The sequence below is a fragment of the Chitinophagaceae bacterium genome (assembly GCA_016713085.1).
Classification (GTDB): Bacteria; Bacteroidota; Bacteroidia; order Chitinophagales; family Chitinophagaceae; genus Lacibacter.
In genome coordinates this window covers 129,582-149,151 of record JADJPV010000002.1, presented here as the reverse complement: position 1 = coordinate 149,151, position 19,570 = coordinate 129,582, and the positions used below count along the sequence as shown (strand labels likewise).

Here is a 19,570-nt window from a genome sequence, read left to right as displayed (position 1 = left end):
ACAAGTGAGAAAAGATTAGTGTGAGTAATGTTCAAAAAAATGAAAAATATAGATTCTGCATTCCGTTATATACGGTTATTCTCAATAGCATTTATAGCTGGGTGTATTCTTATCTCTCTGTTTATAGCATACAAAAGCTACCAGTTAGCATCACAATCGCAGCAAAAGGTTTTCATATTGGCAAATGGTAAGGCATTAGAAGCTTTTGCTGCCGACAGAAAAGATAACATACCTGTTGAAGCAAAAGACCATGTAAAAATGTTTCATCATTTCTTCTTCACCCTCGACCCGGATGATAAGGTAATACAAACAAATATCACAAAAGCACTTTACCTGGCAGACAATTCTGCCAAGCAGCAGTATGATAACCTGAAAGAGAATGGTTATTTCTCCAATCTCATTGCCGGTAATATCAGCCAGGAAATTGAGATGGATAGTATTGAAATTAGTATCAATTCATATCCTTACTATTTTAAGTACAAGGGTAAGGAAACTATCATCCGCCCTACATCCATCATCACAAGAAGTTTAATTACCGAAGGGTATTTGAGAAACGTTTCACGGTCAGATAATAATCCGCATGGATTTCTGATAGAGAAATGGCAAACATTAGAAAACGCAGACATCAATACTCAAACCAGGTGATATGTGGTTATTTAAAAGACAAAAGAAGAAAGTTGAACCGGGCAATGCAGTTTCCGACAAAGTGGCCGGAAAGATTGCAAAAGCAGGTATAGCTGTTCAAATCAAATTTGCAAAAGGGATGAATAAAATAGTTGCAGGTATGAATACGAAAAGACTAAAACTGTACTTGATTATTTTCTGCATAGGCTGCGGCGGCTACAGCATTTATCTTTTTACAGATGCGATAGTAAATACTGATGCAAATAATAAGGCTCTGCAAATTGATAAAGCCAGTATTCCAAAACACTTTGAGAGTACCGGTGATGACATTATGGCAACGGATAACTCGGTTGATGAAGAAACCTTTAATCAAATACAACAATTTAAAAAGTATTTAGACAGCCTGAAGCAAAGCAAAAGTTATTTATACGACAGCATTGTTACTGCAAGGCCTTTCCTGATGGATACGGTGATAATGCTTGAACAGATTTATTACTCACAAAAACAAAAATGAGGTGTATGAAAAGTGAACAAAGGTCGCAGGCATTTCTGCGGAAACGAAAAATGATGCTGGTGTTACCATTGCTGGTAATTCCTTTTTAACAATGGCATTCTGGGCCCTGGGCGGTGGAGCTGGTGGTAAGAATAGAAATCCTATTGAAACAGCAGGGCTAAATCTCAACCTGCCTGATGCTCAATTGAAAGATGATAAAAGCGAAAACAAACTCAGCTTTTATGATAAGGCTGATAAAGATTCCTTAGAGCTTTTGGAGCAAATTAAAAATGACCCGTTCTATCTTTCAAAGCCGGATTCATTTGCAAGTCCGGTTAATGAAATTGAGCAATTAACTGTAAACTCTGCTTCTAAATTTAATCAGCGGTTAAATACTTCTCCTTACTCATCTGCGGCTACAAATCCTGAAGAAAAGCTGATGCAGAAATTAGCACAGCTTCAAAACCAGATTGACAAGCCTGAAAGTTCAACTACGGAAAAACCCGGTGATGAAAAATATGCGGCGTATGATGATGACTTTTCTCAACAGGTGAATCAGTTGCGGAATATGATGCAGGGAATGGCTGAAAACAATACAGAAGATACTGAAATGAAACAACTGAGCAACACCCTTGATAAAATTATGGATATACAACACCCTGACAGGGTAAAGGAACGGTTGAAGGAAAAATCACAAAAACAGAAGGCAACTGTATTTATAGTCAGTAAGTATCTGGCAAGTTTCAATATCAGTCTGCTCGACACTAATAAAAGAAAAACTAATCAAATCATTGGATTTTATGGATTGGAAAACACAGTAAATGATAATGATGCTGATAATGCAATAGAAGCCATAATACCTGAAAATACAATATTGGTAAACAATGCTGTTATTAAACTAAGGCTTGCTGCTGACATTTATATTAATGGCGTACTGATACCAAAAAACAATATGGTGTCAGGTTTGGTTTCGTTAGAAAATGAACGGCTGCAGGTTGAGATAAGTTCTATACGGTATAACAATTCTTTGTTCCCGGTAAAACTGGAAGTATATGATATGGATGGCCTGGCGGGTATTTACATTCCGGGGGCTATATCAAGAGATGTGGCTAAACAATCAGCCGACAACAGCCTTCAACTAATGGAACTTACTTCACTCGACCCTTCCTTAAAAGCACAAGCCGCTGCCGCCGGTATCAATACCGTAAAAAGTTTGCTCAGTAAAAAGTAAAGCAGGTGAAAGTAATGGTAAAAGCCGGTTACAGGGTTTTGCTGAGAGATCAAAATATTCAGGAAAAATAAAAACATTAAAAATGAAAAAGTATTTAATAACAGCATTTGCAATTGTGTTATTCACAGCTACGCAGGCGCAAACACAATTGTGTATTTCAACAGAAAAAACCACCAGTCTCATTTTTCCATTCGCCATCCGGCATGTGGACAGGGGGAGTCAGTCAATATTAGCGCAGCAGGTAAAAGAGGTGCCGACTATTTTATTGGTAAAAGCTGCTTCCAATAGTTTTAGTGAAACCAACCTGAGTGTGGTAACAGAGGATGGCAGTATTTATGCCTTTGATGTTTGTTATGATGGAAAGCCTGTTGTGCTGGTTCACTATCTGCCCATTAATAATAAGGCAACCACAGCCATGTATGCAAACGGAATCCTGGACAATCAACCAGTAACAAAGGGAATTGAAGACCATAAATGGAAAACCGATGCAGCCATTACGGGCATTTATATTAAGAATGATATGATGTTTTATCAGGTTTCAATTTCCAACAATAGCCCGGTTGACTACACCATTGAACTTATCCGTTTTTATATACGAGATAAGAAGAAATCTAAACGAACTGCCGTGCAGGAAATTGAACTGAAACCTGTTTATATAGTTGGTAATACTAGGCTGGTAAAAGCCAAAAATAATTCTGTTTTGGTGTTTGCATTAGAGAAGTTTACTGTGCCAGACGCAAAATACATGGCCGTTCAGATAAATGAAAAAAACGGTGGCAGGCATTTTTTAATGCGGATTAAGAACAGGAAAATAATGAAGGCGGTTACCTTACCTGATTATAAATGACTCTGCAAAATAACATAGCATTAAAAGAGAAGCTGGAGTCATTAGGTTTCGGTGAGGTTGCTAATGAAATAAATTCTGGTAACACAAATGACCTCGAAAACTTTACCATCTTTCATTACCGGGAAATAGCAAGGGACCAATTGATGTATGGGCTGGAAATTAAAAAGAACCAACAAAACGAGTTTACGCTTTATAAATATGTTTTGGGAATAAGACGTATTCCTATTCCCGAAACAATCATTGCCGGAATTAACACAAAGGAACTGGAAGCAAAAATGATAAAAGCCGATGAACTCTATAATCAATACTTGTCAGGTAATGAAGATACAAGCCAGAACTATATTATCAAAGAAGCAGATGATACATTAATAAAACTACTGAACAGCGGGGAAGCAGGAAAAGAATTAGCGCAGCTAATCATGTTTAAGTATTGGCCTGAAGACCAGTGGGAAAGGTTTATTCCTGATGCAGCGACGCTAAGAGACAACTATGAAACAAAACTAATCGTGACTTCGGAAGATGGAACCATCCTATCTGCAATGGAAGCGTATGAAAAAATAAAAGAAGCATTTTCAATACCAACAATAGACGGTATGTTTAAAGAGCATGTAATATCTGACGAAGCAATCGGGTGGGTGCAGTTTGAATTAGCTAATAACAGAAACTGGATTGCATATAACACAATTCCATACTTTCTTGAAAAGGAAGATATGCAGTTCTTTAAGATTAAGGATGAAGCAAATGAGTTTGCGGATAATAATATCAGTGAATTTGATGATTTTAAAGTCATTTATGCCCATTCTTTCAGGGATGTGTTGCTGCAAATACCTTATGGAATAAAATCTGAAAATGAACTAAACAATTTAATAACTAAAAATGTGTCAATTATGAACAACGAAAATTTTCAGTATTTGAGTGATAATCTTAAATACATGGGTTTTGGTGAGAACCTGAAACCGGAATTGGAGAAAAACCTGGGTGAAGGAAAGGCAGAATTTCAGTTGCAGTATAAGGCTGAGATAAACAAAAAGCCTTTTGAAGTAACCATGAATTTCCGTAAGTCTGATTCTTCAGACATGTATTTCTTCAATAATTATCATGCTTCATTGGAGCGGAACAATGGCGAAAAAGCGGAACAAACTTTCTATCTGAACAAGGGTAAAGGGGTTACCGGAAAGGAAGCATTTAACCTGCTGGATGGCCGGGCTGTGCACAAGGACCTTGTTACAAAGGAAGGTCAGCCTTACAAAGCCTGGATTCAACTTGACTTTGAAAACAAAGACAAGAACAACAATTTTGAAGTAAAGCAGTACCATGAAAACTATGGCTATGATTTAAAGGCTGCTGTAGAAAAACTTGCCGTAGTAGAACTGAAAGACCCTGAAAAAGAAAAGTCACTGATGCAATCGCTGCAAAAGGGCAATGTACAATCCATAACCATTGAAAAAGATGGCAACAGCCATAAAATGTTTATAGAAGCCGACCCTCAGTACAAAAAAGTGACCCTGTACGATTCTAACATGAAGATGGTTGCTAAGGAATCTTTGGAACAATACAAAACTGGTATTGATAAAGGCGGTAAGGCAATGGAAAAAGAACAGGAGCCTGATAAAAAAAAGATTTGAAACAGGAAGCCAAACCTGAAAAGGAAAAATTGGAGAAGAAAAATGGACAAAGCCTGCTGCCTAAAAACGGGAAAGTAAGGGCAAAGGTTTAGGAGTATCATAAGTACTCCTAAACCAATTTTGGAAAATTAAAAAAAGCATCATGAACGCTCAGAATATATCAGTATTGTCTGGTCAGTTAAAAGCTATTGGGTTTGATAATATGGGTTATCCATTATTAAAAAGAATATGCCTTATGCCAGAAGATTTTGTTATCACAGAAAAACAATTAAAAGACGATGGGCAAATTGTTTTCAATTTTCATTTTGAAAGAAATAAAAAATTGAATGGGTATTCTCTGATTTATTATGATGCTATTCTTCAAAAAGAAATATCCTTAGTTACACAGGTTATAAATGGGGTTGACATTTCAGAATTGCAAGAAGGCATGAATGCGGCTGACTGGAAAATGGCATTCGATTTCAATACAAAAAAATCATTTAATCCGGATGACAAATTATCTTATGAAAAGGAGCAAAATATTGAGCAATTAATTAAATCAATAACAGATTTGGAATTAACAGAGGAAGGAAAACAGGTTGCCATTTTATTTAAACAAAAGTACTGGTCAGAAATTCCATACAATGAACTGATGGGCAATATCAGCTCAATGAAGAGCAAAGCAGAACTAAGCCAGCGGTTTTATTATGCCGAGGGGCAAGCCTGTATTTCGGCAGACGAGGCATACCGGTTTTTACAAAACAAATGGCTTGAAAAACAAATCCAGGGGAAAAGGAAGCGACAAGAAAATTTAGATGAAGCAGATGCCGGGAGAGAATCTGAGGATTCGTCAGGTAGTGGTTTACTGAAAAAGAAAAGAGTGGGCAACTCTTCAAAAAATAAAAGAACGAAAATCAGTCATGATTAGTTATGGAACTCTTTCCACCATTATCACTTTTTTATAAAGCCATTGCTGATGATACCAGAATTGGAACAACGCATATCAGTTTGTATATGGCGTTACTACAGCAATGGAATTTGAGTGGCGGGTTGAACCCGGTTGAAGTGAAGCGTTCATCATTAATGAATACAGCAAAAATAAATGCCCGTCAAACCTACAATCGCTGCATGAATCATCTTCATGAGTTTGGGTATATCAGCTACCAACCTTCAACAAACGGTTCTGTTTGCAGCAGGGTGATTTTGAATTATTGTGAAATTTTAAAGTGAGTTATGGGAAACAATACATCAGTGCCAATTTTAATACCATTTGAGCCAGAAGAGTTCTGGTCGCAAATCCGGGTGATAATTAGGGAGGAAGTTTCCAGAAATCAAAAGGAGCAGTCGGCTCAAATTCCGATAATGGAAACTCCGGGTCTTACCGAAAAGCCTTTGTACAAAATCAAGGAAATCTGTTCCCTCTTTAAAATCACCAAGCCTACCATTTACGATTGGATAAAACATGGCAAATTAAAGAAGGTTAAAATCCGTTCGAGGGTTTACTTTTTAGGTAGTGATATTAAACATTTACTCCAGGCATAAACCAATAGTTGAAGCAGCAAAATTCGGCTGCTTTTTTGTGGATATTTTGAAGAATAGAATTATAACTAAAAGGATTAGCAAATGTACCTTTGTAATGCCAACACAGTCAGGCAGGGTAAAGTACAGTTAAGTAAGGCAAGATTATCACCAAACCGCTCTTTAGATAGAATAACAGATAGAATAAAAAAGAAGAAACCCGCTCTCAGAGCAGGTTTCAACCTAAATTAAGCGGACCGGACGGGACTCGAACCCGCGACCTCCGACGTGACAGGGCGGCATTCTAACCAACTGAACTACCGATCCAACTACCCTACTCCTGTATTTCAAATCAGCAAGCCGATTCTTATCCATTTTTGGGACGGCAAAGATAGGGGTTTGCAGGTTTTGGAAAAAAAGTTTTTCTCATTTTCCAGCCAAAATCTTTTCATTTTACATCGCCACACAAAGCTTGGTTATATTTGCGGCACTTAATCAAATCTGAATGCTCAAAATAGCAGTGTTTGGCGCAGGCCACCTCGGAAAATTTCACCTCAATAACTGGAAAGAAATAGAAGGCGTTGAACTGGTTGGCTTTTACGATCCCAGCGACCGTATTGCAAAAACGGTCGCAGAAAAATATCAGCTCAAACGTTTTATCAACCCCGAAGAATTAATGGCTTTCTGCGATGCAGCCGATATTGTTGCTCCCACTCCCGATCACTTTCATCTCTGCCAGATGGCTGTACGTCTCGGCAAACATGTATTTGTGGAGAAACCCATGTGCAATACAATGGAAGAGGCCAATGAACTGGTAAAGCTGGTTCGGGAAGCCAATGTAAAATTACAGGTGGGTCATGTGGAGCGTTTTAATCCTGCCTTCCTTGCTGTAAAGGACCTCGAACTCAATCCCATGTTCATTGAAGTGCATCGTTTATCACAATTCAATCCACGGGGAACAGAAGTAAGTGTGATACTCGATTTAATGATCCATGATATTGATATCATTTTAAAGTTGGTAAAGAGCGATGTGAAAAATGTATATGCCAACGGAGTGGCGGTAATGACCGATACACCTGATATTGCCAACGTTCGCATTGAATTCGATAATGGTTGCGTGGCCAATCTTACCAGCAGCCGCATCAGCATGAAAAAATGCGCAAGATCAGGCTCTTCCAGAGATGCTTATATTGGTATTGATTTCCTCGAAAAGAAGGCCGAGATCATCAAAATGAAAACAAACGACGACAAAGAAGAATTTTCCTTTGACATTGATACCAGGGATGGGAAAAAAACCATCGCTATTTCAAACCCTCCGGTGATTGAAGTAAATGCCATTAAAATGGAACTGGAACAATTCAGAGATGCCATTGTAAATAATAAACCTGTACCTGTAAGTGAAGTGGATGGATTACGTGCAATGGATGTTGCCCACCAGATACTTCAGAAAATACAACGTACTGCTTTAGCTTAACTGAATGACCTCATCGCCCCGTATACATATTGGCTGGTATGTAATTGCCGACTGGCTGGCTGCAACATTTGCATGGGGATTGTTTTATCTGCTGCGCAGGGTATTGCTGGGCGAAGCGGTATCCATTTTTGATCAGCCTTTCGATGCAACTTTTTTTTACGGAATTATTTTCATCCCGCTTTGCTGGCTTACACTTTATCACCTCTTTGGAAGTTATAAAAATCTCTACAGCAAATCAAGATTGCAGGAGCTTACACTTACGTTCTTCAGCTGCATCTTAGGCACACTCATTATTTTCTTTGCCATTCTTCTCGATGACAGGATCATTGCATATACATTTTATTATAAAGAAAGCTTATTGCTGTTTGGATTACAGTTTGGCTTTACCTGGCTGTTTCGCTGGCTTGTTTTAAACAGGATCAAACGGCAGTTGCTGAAAGGAATTGTGCAGATCAACACACTCATCATTGGTGCCAATAAAAATGCAATCAAACTGTATAAGGATATCAAAGGATCAAGCGAAACTCTGGGCTTTTGTTTTACCGGTTTCTTATATCCCGATGGAACATCCACAAACGGCTTAAGTAAATACCTTACTCCGCTTGGTTCTCTGAAAGATCTTGCACACATCATTCATGAACATAAAATTGAACAGGTAATTATTGCTACAGAAGAAAAGGAACGTCAGTCAATGGAGCAATCATTAAGCCTGTTAAGTGAACATGATATCATGATTAAACTTTTACCCAACACCATTGATATTCTCTCAGGTTCTGTAAGAACAAGCAATGTACTGGGCGCTGTACTCATTGATCTGCATACCGACATGATGAGCGAGTGGCAGCAGAATATAAAACGGCTCATAGATATTGTTGTCTCTTTAGTTTCACTCATCATATTATCGCCCTTGCTGCTGATGGTAGCCATCAGGGTAAAACTTTCATCTGAAGGTGCTGTTTTTTATTCACAGGAACGTGTGGGATTGAAAGGGAAGAAATTCTTTATCCATAAGTTCAGATCAATGCTCACTGATGCAGAGAAAGACGGCCCTGCACTTTCATCTGAAACCGATCAGCGCATTACCGCATGGGGCAAAACAATGCGTAAATGGAGGCTCGATGAACTGCCGCAATTCTGGAACATATTAAAAGGTGAAATGAGCCTGGTAGGTCCGAGACCCGAACGCAGATTTTATATTGATCAGATTGTAGAGAAAGCTCCTTACTATCGTTTTCTGCTGAAAGTAAAACCCGGTCTCACATCATGGGGCATGGTGAAGTTTGGATATGCAGAAACAGTGGATGAAATGGTGGAACGCAGCAAATACGATCTGCTGTATATTGAAAATATTTCACTGGCACTTGATATCAAGATCATCATCCATACCATCCGTTTGATTTTTTTAGGAAAAGGAAGATGATCTTAGGTTCTGTACGCAACCTGAAAATTAAATTTCAGCACATATGAAACCGCTTGCACTCTTAGCTGCATTGATGATCTGCTTATCCATTTCAGCCCAGCAAACCTACTGGCAACAGGAAGTTCATTACAAAATTGATGTATCATTAAACACAACAGAGAAATCTCTTTCAGCATTTGAAGAGATGGAATACATTAATCATTCACCTGATACACTTACTTACATCTGGTTCCACCTCTGGCCCAATGCGTATAAGAATGATAAAACAGCTTTATACAATCAGTATAAAGAAGGGGACAAACAGGGGTTGAGCAAATTTAAAAAATCAGTGAAGGGTTATATTGACGGTCTTGCTTTTAAAGTAAATAATGAGGCAATCACTGTTGAAGAACACCTGAGAATATTGATATTGTAAAACTCATTCTGCCCAAACCATTATTACCCGGTACTAAAATAACAATCAGCACACCTTTTCATGTAAAATTCCCAACCTACTTTTCAAGAAGCGGTTTTATTGATGATGCCTTTGCTGTTTGCCAATGGTATCCCAAACCTGCAGTGTACGACAGAAAAGGCTGGCACCCCATTCCTTACTTAAACATGGGAGAGTATTACAGTGAATTCGGAACATTTACAGTGAACATTACTGTTCCCTCAAATTATATTGTTGGGGCAACCGGCAGTTTACAGAATGAAGAAGAACTGAAAAAGTATAAAGAAAGCGGTGCGTTGAATAAGAACCGTACAGAAAATTTTATCGCTTATCAACCCAATGCATCAGCTGTAACAAAAACACTGCAGTACAAAGCAGAAAATGTGCATGACTTTGCATGGTTTACAGATAATGATTTTCTCATTCAGTACGACACCTTACAATTAGCATCAGGAAAAGTGATTGATGCCTTTACCTTCTTTTCAAAAAAAGACAATACAGGATGGAGTAAAAGTGTAGACTATGTAGAAGATGCAGTAAGGAATTATTCAAACTGGATTGGCGAGTATCCTTACCCGGTTGTGAATGCTGTAGAAGGTCCGGGCAATGTATCAAGCGGTGGCATGGAGTATCCAATGATTACCTTAATCACAAGTCCTGATGCTGATCCTGAAACACTCGATGCAGTGATTACACATGAAGTGGGTCATAACTGGTTTTATGGAATTCTCGGCAGCAATGAACGGGAACATGCATGGATGGATGAGGGGCTCAATACATTTTCCAGTTTCGTTATGAAGCAGAAAAATACAGGAGCAATTCTATTTTCGGCAAATCTCTTCCTGCCGATCTGAAACAGAAAGGACCGGCAGATTTCCAGGGAATCATCTACAATGCACTCAATGAAATTCCAATGGAAGAAGCTATTGAAACGGCTTCAGAAAAATTTAAAAACAAGGATGAATATGGCATGGTCATTTATCTCAAAACAGCCATCTGGGCCTATGTGCTTGAGCAGAGTTTGGGCAGGGATTTATTTGACAGGGGCATTCATGCTTATTATAATGAATGGAAATTCCGTCATCCTTATCCCGAAGACTTTGAAAATATTCTCGAATTAACAACCGGCAAAGAGCTGGATGATTTTTTTGCTTTGCTAAAACGAAAGGGGAAATTATAGGTGTAACCGAAAGAACACATTATTTTTGATAAAACCCACTGAGTGAAATATTTCATAGCTCTCCTGTTTTTATTTGTCTCATCTGTTACACTTGCACAGCAGCCGTACTGGCAGCAGCAGGTCAATTTTAAAATAGATGTTACATTGAATGATACTGAGCATACTCTCGATGGTTTTGAAAAAATAGAGTACATCAACCGTTCTCCTGATACCTTAACCTTTATCTGGTTTCATGTATGGCCGAATGCCTTCCGTACTGATAAAACAGCCTTCAGTGATCAGTTACTTGAAAATGGGCGTACCGATTTCTATTTCTCTAACAAAGAAGACCGTGGTTATATCAATCGCTTAGATTTTCGTGTAAATTCTGTTTTAGCAAAAACAGAAGATCATCCGCAGCATATTGATATCATTAAAGTACTACTGCCTCAGCCACTGGCACCGGGAGCTTCCATTGAAATTACCACACCCTTTCATGTACAGTTACCAAAGAATTTTTCAAGAGGCGGTCATGTGGGGTCAGTCATATCAAATAACACAATGGTATCCCAAGCCTGCAGTATATGATCAGAAGGGATGGCATCCCATGCCTTATCTCGACCAGGGAGAATTTTACAGTGAGTTTGGCAACTATGAAGTGAAAGTAACTGTTCCGAAAACTTACGTGGTTCTCAGCAGTGGTGATTTACAGAATGAAGAAGAAAAAAGCTGGCTGAAGGAAAGAGCAATCAATTACAAACCAGCAGCAGCTCAAAAAAAGCTGCCAAACACAAAAACAAAAAAAACGCTTAAGTCTTCATCTTTACCAAAACCAAAAGAAGAAACTAAAACGCTTCTTTACAGGCAAAACAATATTCACGACTTTGCATGGTTTGCCGACAAAAAATATCTTGTTGCTTACGATACGATTCAATTTAGCGCCACACATATTGTTGATGTGTACAGTGCATATTCTTCTGCAGGAAAAGAAGTGTGGAAGAAAAGTACGCAGATGATCAAAGATGCTGTTCGTTTCAGATCCAAAGCTATTGGCGAATATCCTTACAACACAGTTGCCGCTGTAGAAGCAAAAATGGGTTTTGAAGGCGGCATGGAATATCCCTGCATCACTGCTATCACTCCAATGAAAACAGAAAAAGATCTGGAAAGTGTTATTCAGCATGAAGTGGGTCATAACTGGTTCCAGGGCATGCTGGCGAATAATGAACAGCAGTACCCATGGTTTGATGAAGGCATTAATTCCTATTACGACAACAGATTTGATAAAGAAGAAAGCAGGTACCGTGCAGCAGCAAAAAAGAAGACATTATTTGATTTGAATTTTGATGACAACTTCTTCCTGCACAGTTTTGAGCGCTGGAAAAAAGACCAGCCACTAAGTACAACAAGCGACAGTTTAACTGAAGGCAATTATGGCCTGATTGCATACACGAAAGGCGCAAACTTTATGCAGTTACTGGAAGAACAGCTTGGACGCAGTGCAATTGACGCAGCCATGCAAAACTACTTTCAGCAATGGAAACTGAAACATCCTTATCCGCTTGATTTAAAAACATCACTCGAACAATCAACCGGAAGAAATCTTGATTCAACTTTTTCCTTATTAGATAAGAACGGACCGTTAAAACAGGAAGGAAAGAAAAACTAAAATTTGCTCCCATTGTTGGAGTAAATACGGCGACAGAAAATGTTGTAATAATCTCTCCCATTATTGGTAATAATTTGTACGACGGGTTAATGATTGGGGGAGCACTGCATAATTTCACATTACCCTCCACTCCTTTTCAATTCATTGTTGCACCGATGTATGCCACAAAAAGTAAACAGCTGAATGGTGTTGCACGGTTAGGTTATACATTCTATCCAAAGAAAACATTTCAACGGATTACAGTTGCAGTAAACGGGCTGAAGTTTAACACAGGCGATTTTATTGATACAGCCAATAACAAATACGTAACCGGCTTCAGGAAAGTATCTCCATCGCTGAAGTTTGTGCTGGCAGAAAAGAACCCAAGAAGCACAAGAGAACGTTTCATTCAATGGAAAACATTTTTTCTGAACGAAGATGAGTTACGTTTCAGAAGCGATACATTTCCTAATGGTAACCGGTTCACAGAAGTAAAAACAATTCAAACAAACCGGTACATTAATCAGTTTCGTTATGTTGTGCAGAATACAAGGGCTCTGTATCCGTACAAAGCTGAATTGGTGGCAGAACAGGGCAAAGAATTTATTCGCCTTGCAGTAACGGGAAATTATTACTTCAACTACAATGCTTCGCTGGGGGCTGATATCCGCATTTTTGCGGGCAAGTTTATTTACCTCGGTTCCAAAACCATCAGTAAACAATTCAATACCGATCCTTATCATTTAAACATGTCAGGACCAAAAGGCTATGAAGATTATACTTACAGCAATTACTTTATTGGCAGGAATGAATTTGAGGGCTTTGCCAGTCAGCAGATCATGATGAGAGATGGCGGCTTTAAAGTTCGTACAGATTTACTGGCAGCCAAAATTGGCAAAACAGATGACTGGTTAATGGCGATGAATTTTGTTACTGATATTCCTGATCAAATAAATATCCTGAAAGTTTTTCCTGTAAAAATTCCACTGAAAGTATATGTTGACATCGGTACTTATGCAGATGCATGGAAAGCAAATGCAAGTACCGGCAGAGTTTTATATGATGCAGGTTTGCAAATGTCATTCCTGAAAAATACAATCACTGTTTATGTTCCTTTATTATACAGCAAAGTGTACAGGGATTATTTTGAATCAACCATTACTGAAAAACGATTTTTGAAAAACATTGCTTTCAGTATCGATATACAAAACCTCAGTCTGAAAAAATTTGACAGGCGCATGCCTTTCTGATGCAGCAAATCAACTACATACCACATCCTGAAATAGATAAAACAAAATGGGATAACTGTATTGATCATTCAGTAAACGGCCTTATTTACAGTTACTCCTGGTACCTCGATGCGATGGCTGACCAATGGGATGCATTGGTGTTAAAATGACTATGAAGCTGTGATGCCACTCACCTGGAATAAGAAATATGGTATTCACTATTTGTTTCAGCCTTTCTTTTGTGCCAGTCTTGGTGTATTCTCAAAAGAGAAAATTACAAAAGAAACCGTTGAAGCCTTTCTGAAAGCAATTCCGCAAAAGTTTAAATATTTTGATATTTATCTTAACCAGCGGAATCTTTTCAGTGTAGCTGATTATCCGTTAACTGAACGGATTAACTATGTACTTCCTTTAAATAAAGATTACGAAACCATCAGCAGTGCTTACCGCTCTAATTTGAAGCGTAATATTAAAAAAGCAGAAACAGGTGGCTTAGTTGTAAAAGAAGAAATTGAACTGAATGAAATCATATCGCTGGCCAAAGAAACCATGCAACGCATTTCAGCAATTAGCGATGAACAGATCAGCAGGTTTTCAAAAGTAGTTGCAGAAGCAGAAAAAAATCAAACGATTGAAACGATCGGCATTTATTCAAAAGCTGCTGAGTTACTTGCTTCTGCCGTGTTTCTATACTCTCATTCCCGTTGGTATTATATACTTGTTGGCAATCACCCAAATGGAAAAACATTGGGAGCTTCGCATTACCTGATTGATTGCTTTATAAAAAAACATGCTGCAACCCCCACTCTGCTTGACTTTGAAGGAAGTGATATCCGTAACCTTGCATTCTTCTACAGCAGTTATGGTGCAACAGAAGAAAGATACCCTGCCTTACGCATGAACAGGTTGCCGAAATTATTAAGGTGGATGAAAGATTGATACGCCCCGTCGGACGGCCACGTCTGACGGAATTTAGTCTTCCAGTATCTTCTCTGCAATTACAAGGTCAATTGGGTTAGTGATTTTGATATTGGTTTCTTCACCCTGCACCAGGGTTACTTTCAATCCAAATGCTTCCACTACAGTAGCTTCATCTGTAAAGCGTTCTTTATAATCAATTGCAAAAGCAGGCAATAGTATTTTACTGTGAAAAGTTTGAGGTGTTTGAACAAGACGCAATTTGGTTCTGTCAACAGGATCATTGCCATCTTCTGTAATCATCCGTACACTATCCCTGCATTCAACAGCAGGTATTGCACTGCCTGTTTCCAGTGCAGTTGTATAACAACGCTGAATCAATTCTTCACTAACTAAACAACGAACACCATCATGCACAAAGATGATTGATTCTTCACTGATCAGCTTCAACCCATTCTGTACAGAATGAAATCTTGTTTCACCACCAACTGTTAACTGAATCTGTTGTTCATCAAAAAAACCATCCACAATTTCTTTTCCGAGTTCTAAATGTTCTTCAGGCAATACAATGATAACATGAATACCGGGAACAGCTTTCAGAAAAGCATCAATAGTATAATAGAGAACAGGTTTATTCTTCAGTAATAAAAATTGTTTGGGAAGTGCTGAACCCATTCTTTTACCGGCACCACCGGCCACAATTACAGCATATGTTTTCATTGTTCAAAGATACTACTTCGCTCTTTTGATAGAGCATTTCCACATAATCTTAAACGAAAAGCCTTTAGAGCAACGTAGTACAAAGCAGTTGAGAGTTAATATCTGTAGATGGCAATTTGTTTTTCACCATTACTGTTTTGCATTGCACGGTACATACCGTCGCTGTTAAATACAAGGGCTGTATTTCCTTTTGCATCCACACCAACCATTCCGCCTTCACCGTTTATTTTCACTAATTTATCAAGTGTAACAAAATCCATTGCTTCCTGCAAACTCATTCCTTTGTATTCCATTAAACAGCTTATATCATAAGCAGCAACTGCTTTTAAAAACAATTCACCGTGTCCTGTACAGGAAATGGCACAGGTTTTATTATTTGCATAAGTACCTGCACCAATAATGGGGCTGTCGCCAATGCGGTTATAATTCTTATTCGTCATGCCGCCGGTGCTTGTTGAAGCGGCTATATTTCCATAACGGTCGCAGGCAACTGCACCAACTGTTCCAAATTTCTTGCCCGCCGTAGTTTTAGTGGAGGAGGGCTTTTCAACCTGGATATTATGATCCAGTGCAATCTTATCTTCATCCTTCACCAGCTGCCATTGATCACACCGGAATTGCGAAAAAAATAAGCTTCATCTTCAATTTTCAATCCCTGTTGTTTTGCAAATTGCAAAGCTCCATCACCACTTAATAAAACATGTTCACTTTTTTGCATAATCGCCAATGCAAGCGCAACAGGATTTTTTACAGAACTTACTCCTGCAACCGCACCTGCATCAAGTGATTTTCCATCCATGATTGCTGCATCCATTTCATGTGTGCCATTTTTTGTAAACACAGAACCTTTCCCTGCATTGAACATGATGCAATTTTCTAATGAAACAACCGCAGCTGCAACTGCATTCAATGCAGTTCCGCCTTTTTCCAAAACAGAATAACCAGCAGACAATGCATCTTCCAAACCCTTGATGTAAGCAGCTTCCAGCTCAGCAGTCATATCCTGCTTCAGGATTGTACCTGCACCACCATGTATAGCAATTGAAAATGTTTGCATGAGATTTTAATTCAATAAGAGCTTGCATTCCTGTATCAGACGGTCTTTATTGATCGCAGCAGTTCCTACTTCTTCACATACCAATCCGCCGGCAATGTTAGCCATTTCAGCCATCAGCTTTACATCCTTCGTTGCTGCATAAACAAGTGAAGCAACAGCAATCACTGTATCACCTGCACCGCTTACATCTGCAATACTGCGGATATGTGTTGGAATAATTCCTGCTTCTGTTTCATTATTGTAGAACACCCCTTTTTCAGAAAGAGTAATGAATGATGTGTGGTGCTGTAATTTCTCTGCCAGTTTTGTATGAATCGATTTCAGTGTTTCTTCATTCACATCCTCAACAACTAAATTCAAACCTTCCTTTACTTCTTTTAAATTACGCTTGAAAATCTCCACTCCTTTATAATTAAAGAAATTCTTTCGTTTGGGATCAACTGCTGTAACGATGCCATGATGTTTGCACAGGTCAATTGCTTTCTGAATAATGAGTTCAGTTAATACTCCTTTGTTATAATCTTCAAAAATGAGTACATGCGGTTTTTCCTGTGCAATAAATGTTTGCAGTGCAAGTATCAGCCTGTTCTCATCTTCATACCAGAGATCATGAGTGATTTCATTATCCAGTCTCATCATTTGCTGGTTGCGGCTGATGACTCTTGTTTTACTGGTAGTAATGCGTTTGTTACTATTCAGCAAAAAATCTGTTTTGATTTTCTTCTCTTGTAACAATTGATTCAGCAGTTTTCCCTCCTCATCATTTCCTATTACGCTCAGCATAGAAACAGATGCACCGAGCGATGCAATATTCAGTGCAACATTTGCTGCACCACCAATACGGTACTCTTTTTTATCTAATGAAACAATGGGAACCGGTGCTTCGGGAGAAATACGATCTACATGACCCCACATATAGGTATCAAGCATTACATCACCAATCACTCCTACTTTTATCTGTGATAACTTTTCAAATAATTCATCAAAATTATAGCCACTCATCTTTATGCTGTTTTCTTTTTACTTGCCACTGCAAGATAATAAACAGGAATACCAATTAGTACAATGATCAAACCCGGCCATGTAAATTCAGGTTTGAAGACGATCAACAAAATACAAAACGCAAGCCCCATAAGAATATACATAATGGGCAATAACGGATAGCCGGAATGCTTTGTAAGGCCGTTCTATATCAGGTCGCTTTTACGCAGAATGAATATGCCGCCAATAGTTAACATGTAAAAACAGCACTACCACAAATGAAATCATATCCAGCAGCTGACCATACTTTCCACTTACACTCCATAAACAGGCAATGATACACTGTACCCACAAACTCCATTGCGGCACTGCAAATTTATTCAGCTCTCCGGCCTGTTTAAAAACAGTCCATCCTTTGCCATGGTATAATAAACCCCTTGCTCCTGCAAGGATCAACCCATTGTTACAGCCAAAAGTTGAAACCATAATCATCAATGCAATAATGATGGTTCCTGCATTTCCAAAGATCACGTTCGAAGCAGCAACTGCTACCCTGTCTTTTTCTGCTGAAGCAATTTCCTGCAATGGAAGTACGGCAGTGTACATTACATTGGCAGAAACATAAATGATTGTAACAATCAGCGTTCCTAAGAATAAACTTAAACCGATGTTTCGTTTTGGGTTTTTAATTTCACCTGCAATAAATGTAACATTATTCCATGCATCACTGCTGAAAATTGAACCAACCATGGCGGCAGCAATTGCTCCCAATGCAGCGATCGTTGTTAAACTGGCGGTTGAACCGTCTTTGCTTAAAGATTGAATCGTCCATGCATTCGACCAGTTGGCCGTCCACACATCGCCTTTCATTAAGATCAACCCGAAAATAATCAGGCCAAATAAACTCAATAGTTTTGTAACCGTAAAAGTGGTTTGAATATATTTCCCTTCTTTTACTCCTCTTGTATTTATAAAAGTGAGCAGGATGATCAATGCAATAGAAACAAGTTGTGCAGGAGAAATTTTAATGAAGCCAAGATCAAAAGCTACCAGGTCTTCACTTACACCCGGAATTAAATACGCCATAAATTTTGAAAAGGCAACGCCAACTGCTGCAATGGTTGCCGTTTGAATAACCGTGAAGAAACTCCACCCGTAAAGAAATCCAAGCAAAGGATTGTATGCTTCTTTCAGATACACATACTGTCCACCGGCTTTTGGATACATACCGCTTAATTCGCCATAACTTACAGCTGCGGTTAAAGTCATAAACCCGGTTAATAACCAAACAACAATTAACCAGCCGGCACTACCCACATTCCTGGTAATATCGGCACTTACAATAAAAATGCCTGAGCCGATCATGGATCCGGCTACAACCATTGTGGCATCAAATAAACTGAGCGATGGTTTGAATTCTTTTTCTGAAGACATAGCAGTGATTTCGTTTCAAAAATTGAAACGGAAGATAAGGATTAATCTGAAACCTTATTTCTTCTTTGATTGCTGGTATGCTTCGTTCAGTCCCTTTACAACCTGGGGGGTAATGTTAAATGCAGTGTCCTTGAAGTACAGAGTAGGGTTCCCTTGCTGAGTTGAAAAAATAAAATTGTATTGGCCACTCTTATTAAACTCCTTCAGGTAATCATTGATTTTTTTCTGAATATCGTCAATAGCTTTTGCCTGACTTTCAAGATGCTGGCCCTGCAGTGTTTGCTGGCGTTGACCGATCTGCTGATATCTTGTTTGATATTCCTGCTGAAACTTTTCAGCTTCCATTTGAGTAATCGCCTGTCCTTTCTTTAAAAACTCAATCCGGTCTTTTCAAGTTTATTCAACTCCGATTGAATTTGATTTTCAATCCGCTGTTTATCTCTTTCGATGTCGGCATTCTTGAGTTTAAAATACTCATAGTATTTCTGAATGGTATCCAGATCAATATAGGCAACATGTAATTGTTCAGGGCTTGTTGAAGCCGTGTCTCTCGAACTTTTTTTAACTGTTTCCAGGGGCGATTTCTTTCCGGAAAAATGCAACAAAAATAAAACCGCTACAGCAGCTGTCAATAACAGCAAAAGGATTGTTTGAAAATTTTTCATATCAGGTGAGCAAAGTAAAGGAATCTGATCGAGTAGAGGAAATGGAAATTAATTTTAAGAATGCATTAACAACATAAAAAAAGTCCCCCGGTAACCGGGGGACTTTGAGTATAAT

The 19,570-nt window shown here is 38.6% G+C and carries 19 protein-coding genes, 1 tRNA gene and 3 pseudogenes; 16 read left to right on the top strand and 7 right to left on the bottom strand.

Annotated features, from left to right (window positions below; all coding sequences use genetic code 11):
* Positions 1–27: 27 nt before the first annotated feature.
* The 8 genes from traK (at position 28) to IPK31_13110 (ending at position 6,341) form a co-directional block, all read left to right on the top strand.
* A complete protein-coding gene (gene traK, locus IPK31_13145) occupies positions 28–645 on the top strand; it encodes a conjugative transposon protein TraK (protein ID MBK8088797.1) in 618 nt (205 codons plus the stop codon).
* A gap of 1 nt (position 646) precedes the next feature.
* Positions 647–1,138 (top strand): hypothetical protein, encoded by a 492-nt coding sequence (locus IPK31_13140; GenBank protein MBK8088796.1) that lies wholly within the window; start codon positions 647–649, stop codon positions 1,136–1,138.
* A 91-nt stretch (positions 1,139–1,229) separates the two neighbouring features.
* Positions 1,230–2,348, top strand: a complete 1,119-nt coding sequence (gene traM, locus IPK31_13135) for a conjugative transposon protein TraM (protein MBK8088795.1) — start codon at positions 1,230–1,232, stop codon at positions 2,346–2,348.
* An 82-nt stretch (positions 2,349–2,430) separates the two neighbouring features.
* Positions 2,431–3,195: a conjugative transposon protein TraN gene (traN, locus tag IPK31_13130; protein MBK8088794.1), complete on the top strand. Its 765-nt coding sequence runs from the start codon at positions 2,431–2,433 to the stop codon at positions 3,193–3,195.
* Positions 3,192–4,820, top strand: a complete 1,629-nt coding sequence (locus IPK31_13125) for a hypothetical protein (protein ID MBK8088793.1) — start codon at positions 3,192–3,194, stop codon at positions 4,818–4,820. Before traN ends, IPK31_13125 begins: the two co-directional genes overlap by 4 nt.
* A 142-nt stretch (positions 4,821–4,962) precedes the next feature.
* Positions 4,963–5,727, top strand: a complete 765-nt coding sequence (locus tag IPK31_13120) for a hypothetical protein (GenBank protein MBK8088792.1) — start codon at positions 4,963–4,965, stop codon at positions 5,725–5,727.
* A gap of 2 nt (positions 5,728–5,729) precedes the next feature.
* Entirely contained in the window at positions 5,730–6,029 is a 300-nt protein-coding gene (locus IPK31_13115) for a hypothetical protein (GenBank protein MBK8088791.1), read from the top strand.
* 3 nt (positions 6,030–6,032) lie between these two features.
* Positions 6,033–6,341: a helix-turn-helix domain-containing protein gene (locus IPK31_13110; GenBank protein MBK8088790.1), complete on the top strand. Its 309-nt coding sequence runs from the start codon at positions 6,033–6,035 to the stop codon at positions 6,339–6,341.
* 229 nt (positions 6,342–6,570) lie between these two features.
* Here IPK31_13110 and IPK31_13105 read toward each other — a convergent pair.
* Positions 6,571–6,644, bottom strand: a tRNA-Asp gene (locus IPK31_13105).
* Positions 6,645–6,822: 178 nt separating this feature from the next.
* On the opposite strand from IPK31_13105, the gene IPK31_13100 reads away from it, so the two are divergent.
* The 8 genes and pseudogenes from IPK31_13100 to IPK31_13065 all read left to right on the top strand — a co-directional run bounded on the left by IPK31_13100 (position 6,823) and on the right by IPK31_13065 (position 14,619).
* Positions 6,823–7,791, top strand: a complete 969-nt coding sequence (locus IPK31_13100) for a Gfo/Idh/MocA family oxidoreductase (protein MBK8088789.1) — start codon at positions 6,823–6,825, stop codon at positions 7,789–7,791.
* A gap of 4 nt (positions 7,792–7,795) precedes the next feature.
* Complete coding sequence (locus IPK31_13095) at positions 7,796–9,211, top strand: sugar transferase (GenBank protein MBK8088788.1); 1,416 nt, start codon at positions 7,796–7,798, stop codon at positions 9,209–9,211.
* A 43-nt stretch (positions 9,212–9,254) separates the two neighbouring features.
* Positions 9,255–10,824: pseudogene (locus IPK31_13090) on the top strand (M1 family metallopeptidase).
* Between the two features lie 42 nt (positions 10,825–10,866).
* Positions 10,867–11,391 (top strand): hypothetical protein, encoded by a 525-nt coding sequence (locus tag IPK31_13085; protein MBK8088787.1) that lies wholly within the window; start codon positions 10,867–10,869, stop codon positions 11,389–11,391.
* Positions 11,336–12,472: a M1 family metallopeptidase gene (locus tag IPK31_13080; protein MBK8088786.1), complete on the top strand. Its 1,137-nt coding sequence runs from the start codon at positions 11,336–11,338 to the stop codon at positions 12,470–12,472. The genes IPK31_13085 and IPK31_13080 overlap by 56 nt, the downstream gene beginning before the upstream one ends.
* Positions 12,473–12,561: 89 nt before the next feature.
* Positions 12,562–13,701 (top strand): hypothetical protein, encoded by a 1,140-nt coding sequence (locus tag IPK31_13075; GenBank protein ID MBK8088785.1) that lies wholly within the window; start codon positions 12,562–12,564, stop codon positions 13,699–13,701.
* On the top strand, positions 13,701–13,850 hold the full coding sequence (locus IPK31_13070) for a hypothetical protein (protein MBK8088784.1): 150 nt from the start codon (positions 13,701–13,703) through the stop codon (positions 13,848–13,850). The genes IPK31_13075 and IPK31_13070 overlap by 1 nt, the downstream gene beginning before the upstream one ends.
* Before the next feature lie 10 nt (positions 13,851–13,860).
* Positions 13,861–14,619 carry a hypothetical protein gene (locus IPK31_13065; protein ID MBK8088783.1) on the top strand — a complete coding sequence of 253 codons (759 nt, stop codon included), beginning with the start codon at positions 13,861–13,863 and terminating at the stop codon, positions 14,617–14,619.
* Between the two features lie 33 nt (positions 14,620–14,652).
* Here the strand turns inward: IPK31_13065 and IPK31_13060 are convergent, their stop codons facing one another.
* The 6 genes and pseudogenes from IPK31_13060 to IPK31_13035 form a co-directional block, all read right to left on the bottom strand.
* Positions 14,653–15,318, bottom strand: a complete 666-nt coding sequence (locus IPK31_13060) for a 2-C-methyl-D-erythritol 4-phosphate cytidylyltransferase (protein ID MBK8088782.1) — start codon at positions 15,316–15,318, stop codon at positions 14,653–14,655.
* Positions 15,319–15,413: 95 nt separating this feature from the next.
* A pseudogene (locus IPK31_13055) lies at positions 15,414–16,375 on the bottom strand (isoaspartyl peptidase/L-asparaginase).
* Positions 16,376–16,381: 6 nt separating this feature from the next.
* On the bottom strand, positions 16,382–17,377 hold the full coding sequence (locus tag IPK31_13050; GenBank protein MBK8088781.1) for a carbohydrate kinase: 996 nt from the start codon (positions 17,375–17,377) through the stop codon (positions 16,382–16,384).
* A gap of 2 nt (positions 17,378–17,379) precedes the next feature.
* A pseudogene (locus IPK31_13045) lies at positions 17,380–18,790 on the bottom strand (amino acid permease).
* A gap of 54 nt (positions 18,791–18,844) precedes the next feature.
* Positions 18,845–19,135 (bottom strand): OmpH family outer membrane protein, encoded by a 291-nt coding sequence (locus IPK31_13040; GenBank protein ID MBK8088780.1) that lies wholly within the window; start codon positions 19,133–19,135, stop codon positions 18,845–18,847.
* Between the two features lie 23 nt (positions 19,136–19,158).
* Entirely contained in the window at positions 19,159–19,431 is a 273-nt protein-coding gene (locus tag IPK31_13035; protein ID MBK8088779.1) for a hypothetical protein, read from the bottom strand.
* Positions 19,432–19,570 lie beyond the last annotated feature (139 nt).

Bases quoted from the DNA above. Each gene is read 5' to 3' on its own strand.
- traK (MBK8088797.1), top strand. From the start codon at position 28: ATGTTCAAAAAAATGAAAAATATAGATTCTGCATTCCGTTATATACGG.
- IPK31_13140 (MBK8088796.1), top strand. From the start codon at position 647: ATGTGGTTATTTAAAAGACAAAAGAAGAAAGTTGAACCGGGCAATGCA.
- traM (MBK8088795.1), top strand. From the start codon at position 1,230: ATGGCATTCTGGGCCCTGGGCGGTGGAGCTGGTGGTAAGAATAGAAAT.
- traN (MBK8088794.1), top strand. From the start codon at position 2,431: ATGAAAAAGTATTTAATAACAGCATTTGCAATTGTGTTATTCACAGCT.
- IPK31_13125 (MBK8088793.1), top strand. From the start codon at position 3,192: ATGACTCTGCAAAATAACATAGCATTAAAAGAGAAGCTGGAGTCATTA.
- IPK31_13120 (MBK8088792.1), top strand. From the start codon at position 4,963: ATGAACGCTCAGAATATATCAGTATTGTCTGGTCAGTTAAAAGCTATT.
- IPK31_13115 (MBK8088791.1), top strand. From the start codon at position 5,730: ATGGAACTCTTTCCACCATTATCACTTTTTTATAAAGCCATTGCTGAT.
- IPK31_13110 (MBK8088790.1), top strand. From the start codon at position 6,033: ATGGGAAACAATACATCAGTGCCAATTTTAATACCATTTGAGCCAGAA.
- IPK31_13100 (MBK8088789.1), top strand. From the start codon at position 6,823: ATGCTCAAAATAGCAGTGTTTGGCGCAGGCCACCTCGGAAAATTTCAC.
- IPK31_13095 (MBK8088788.1), top strand. From the start codon at position 7,796: ATGACCTCATCGCCCCGTATACATATTGGCTGGTATGTAATTGCCGAC.
- IPK31_13080 (MBK8088786.1), top strand. From the start codon at position 11,336: ATGTGGGGTCAGTCATATCAAATAACACAATGGTATCCCAAGCCTGCA.
- IPK31_13075 (MBK8088785.1), top strand. From the start codon at position 12,562: ATGATTGGGGGAGCACTGCATAATTTCACATTACCCTCCACTCCTTTT.
- IPK31_13070 (MBK8088784.1), top strand. From the start codon at position 13,701: ATGCAGCAAATCAACTACATACCACATCCTGAAATAGATAAAACAAAA.
- IPK31_13060 (MBK8088782.1), bottom strand. From the start codon at position 15,318: ATGAAAACATATGCTGTAATTGTGGCCGGTGGTGCCGGTAAAAGAATG.
- IPK31_13050 (MBK8088781.1), bottom strand. From the start codon at position 17,377: ATGAGTGGCTATAATTTTGATGAATTATTTGAAAAGTTATCACAGATA.
- IPK31_13040 (MBK8088780.1), bottom strand. From the start codon at position 19,135: ATGGAAGCTGAAAAGTTTCAGCAGGAATATCAAACAAGATATCAGCAG.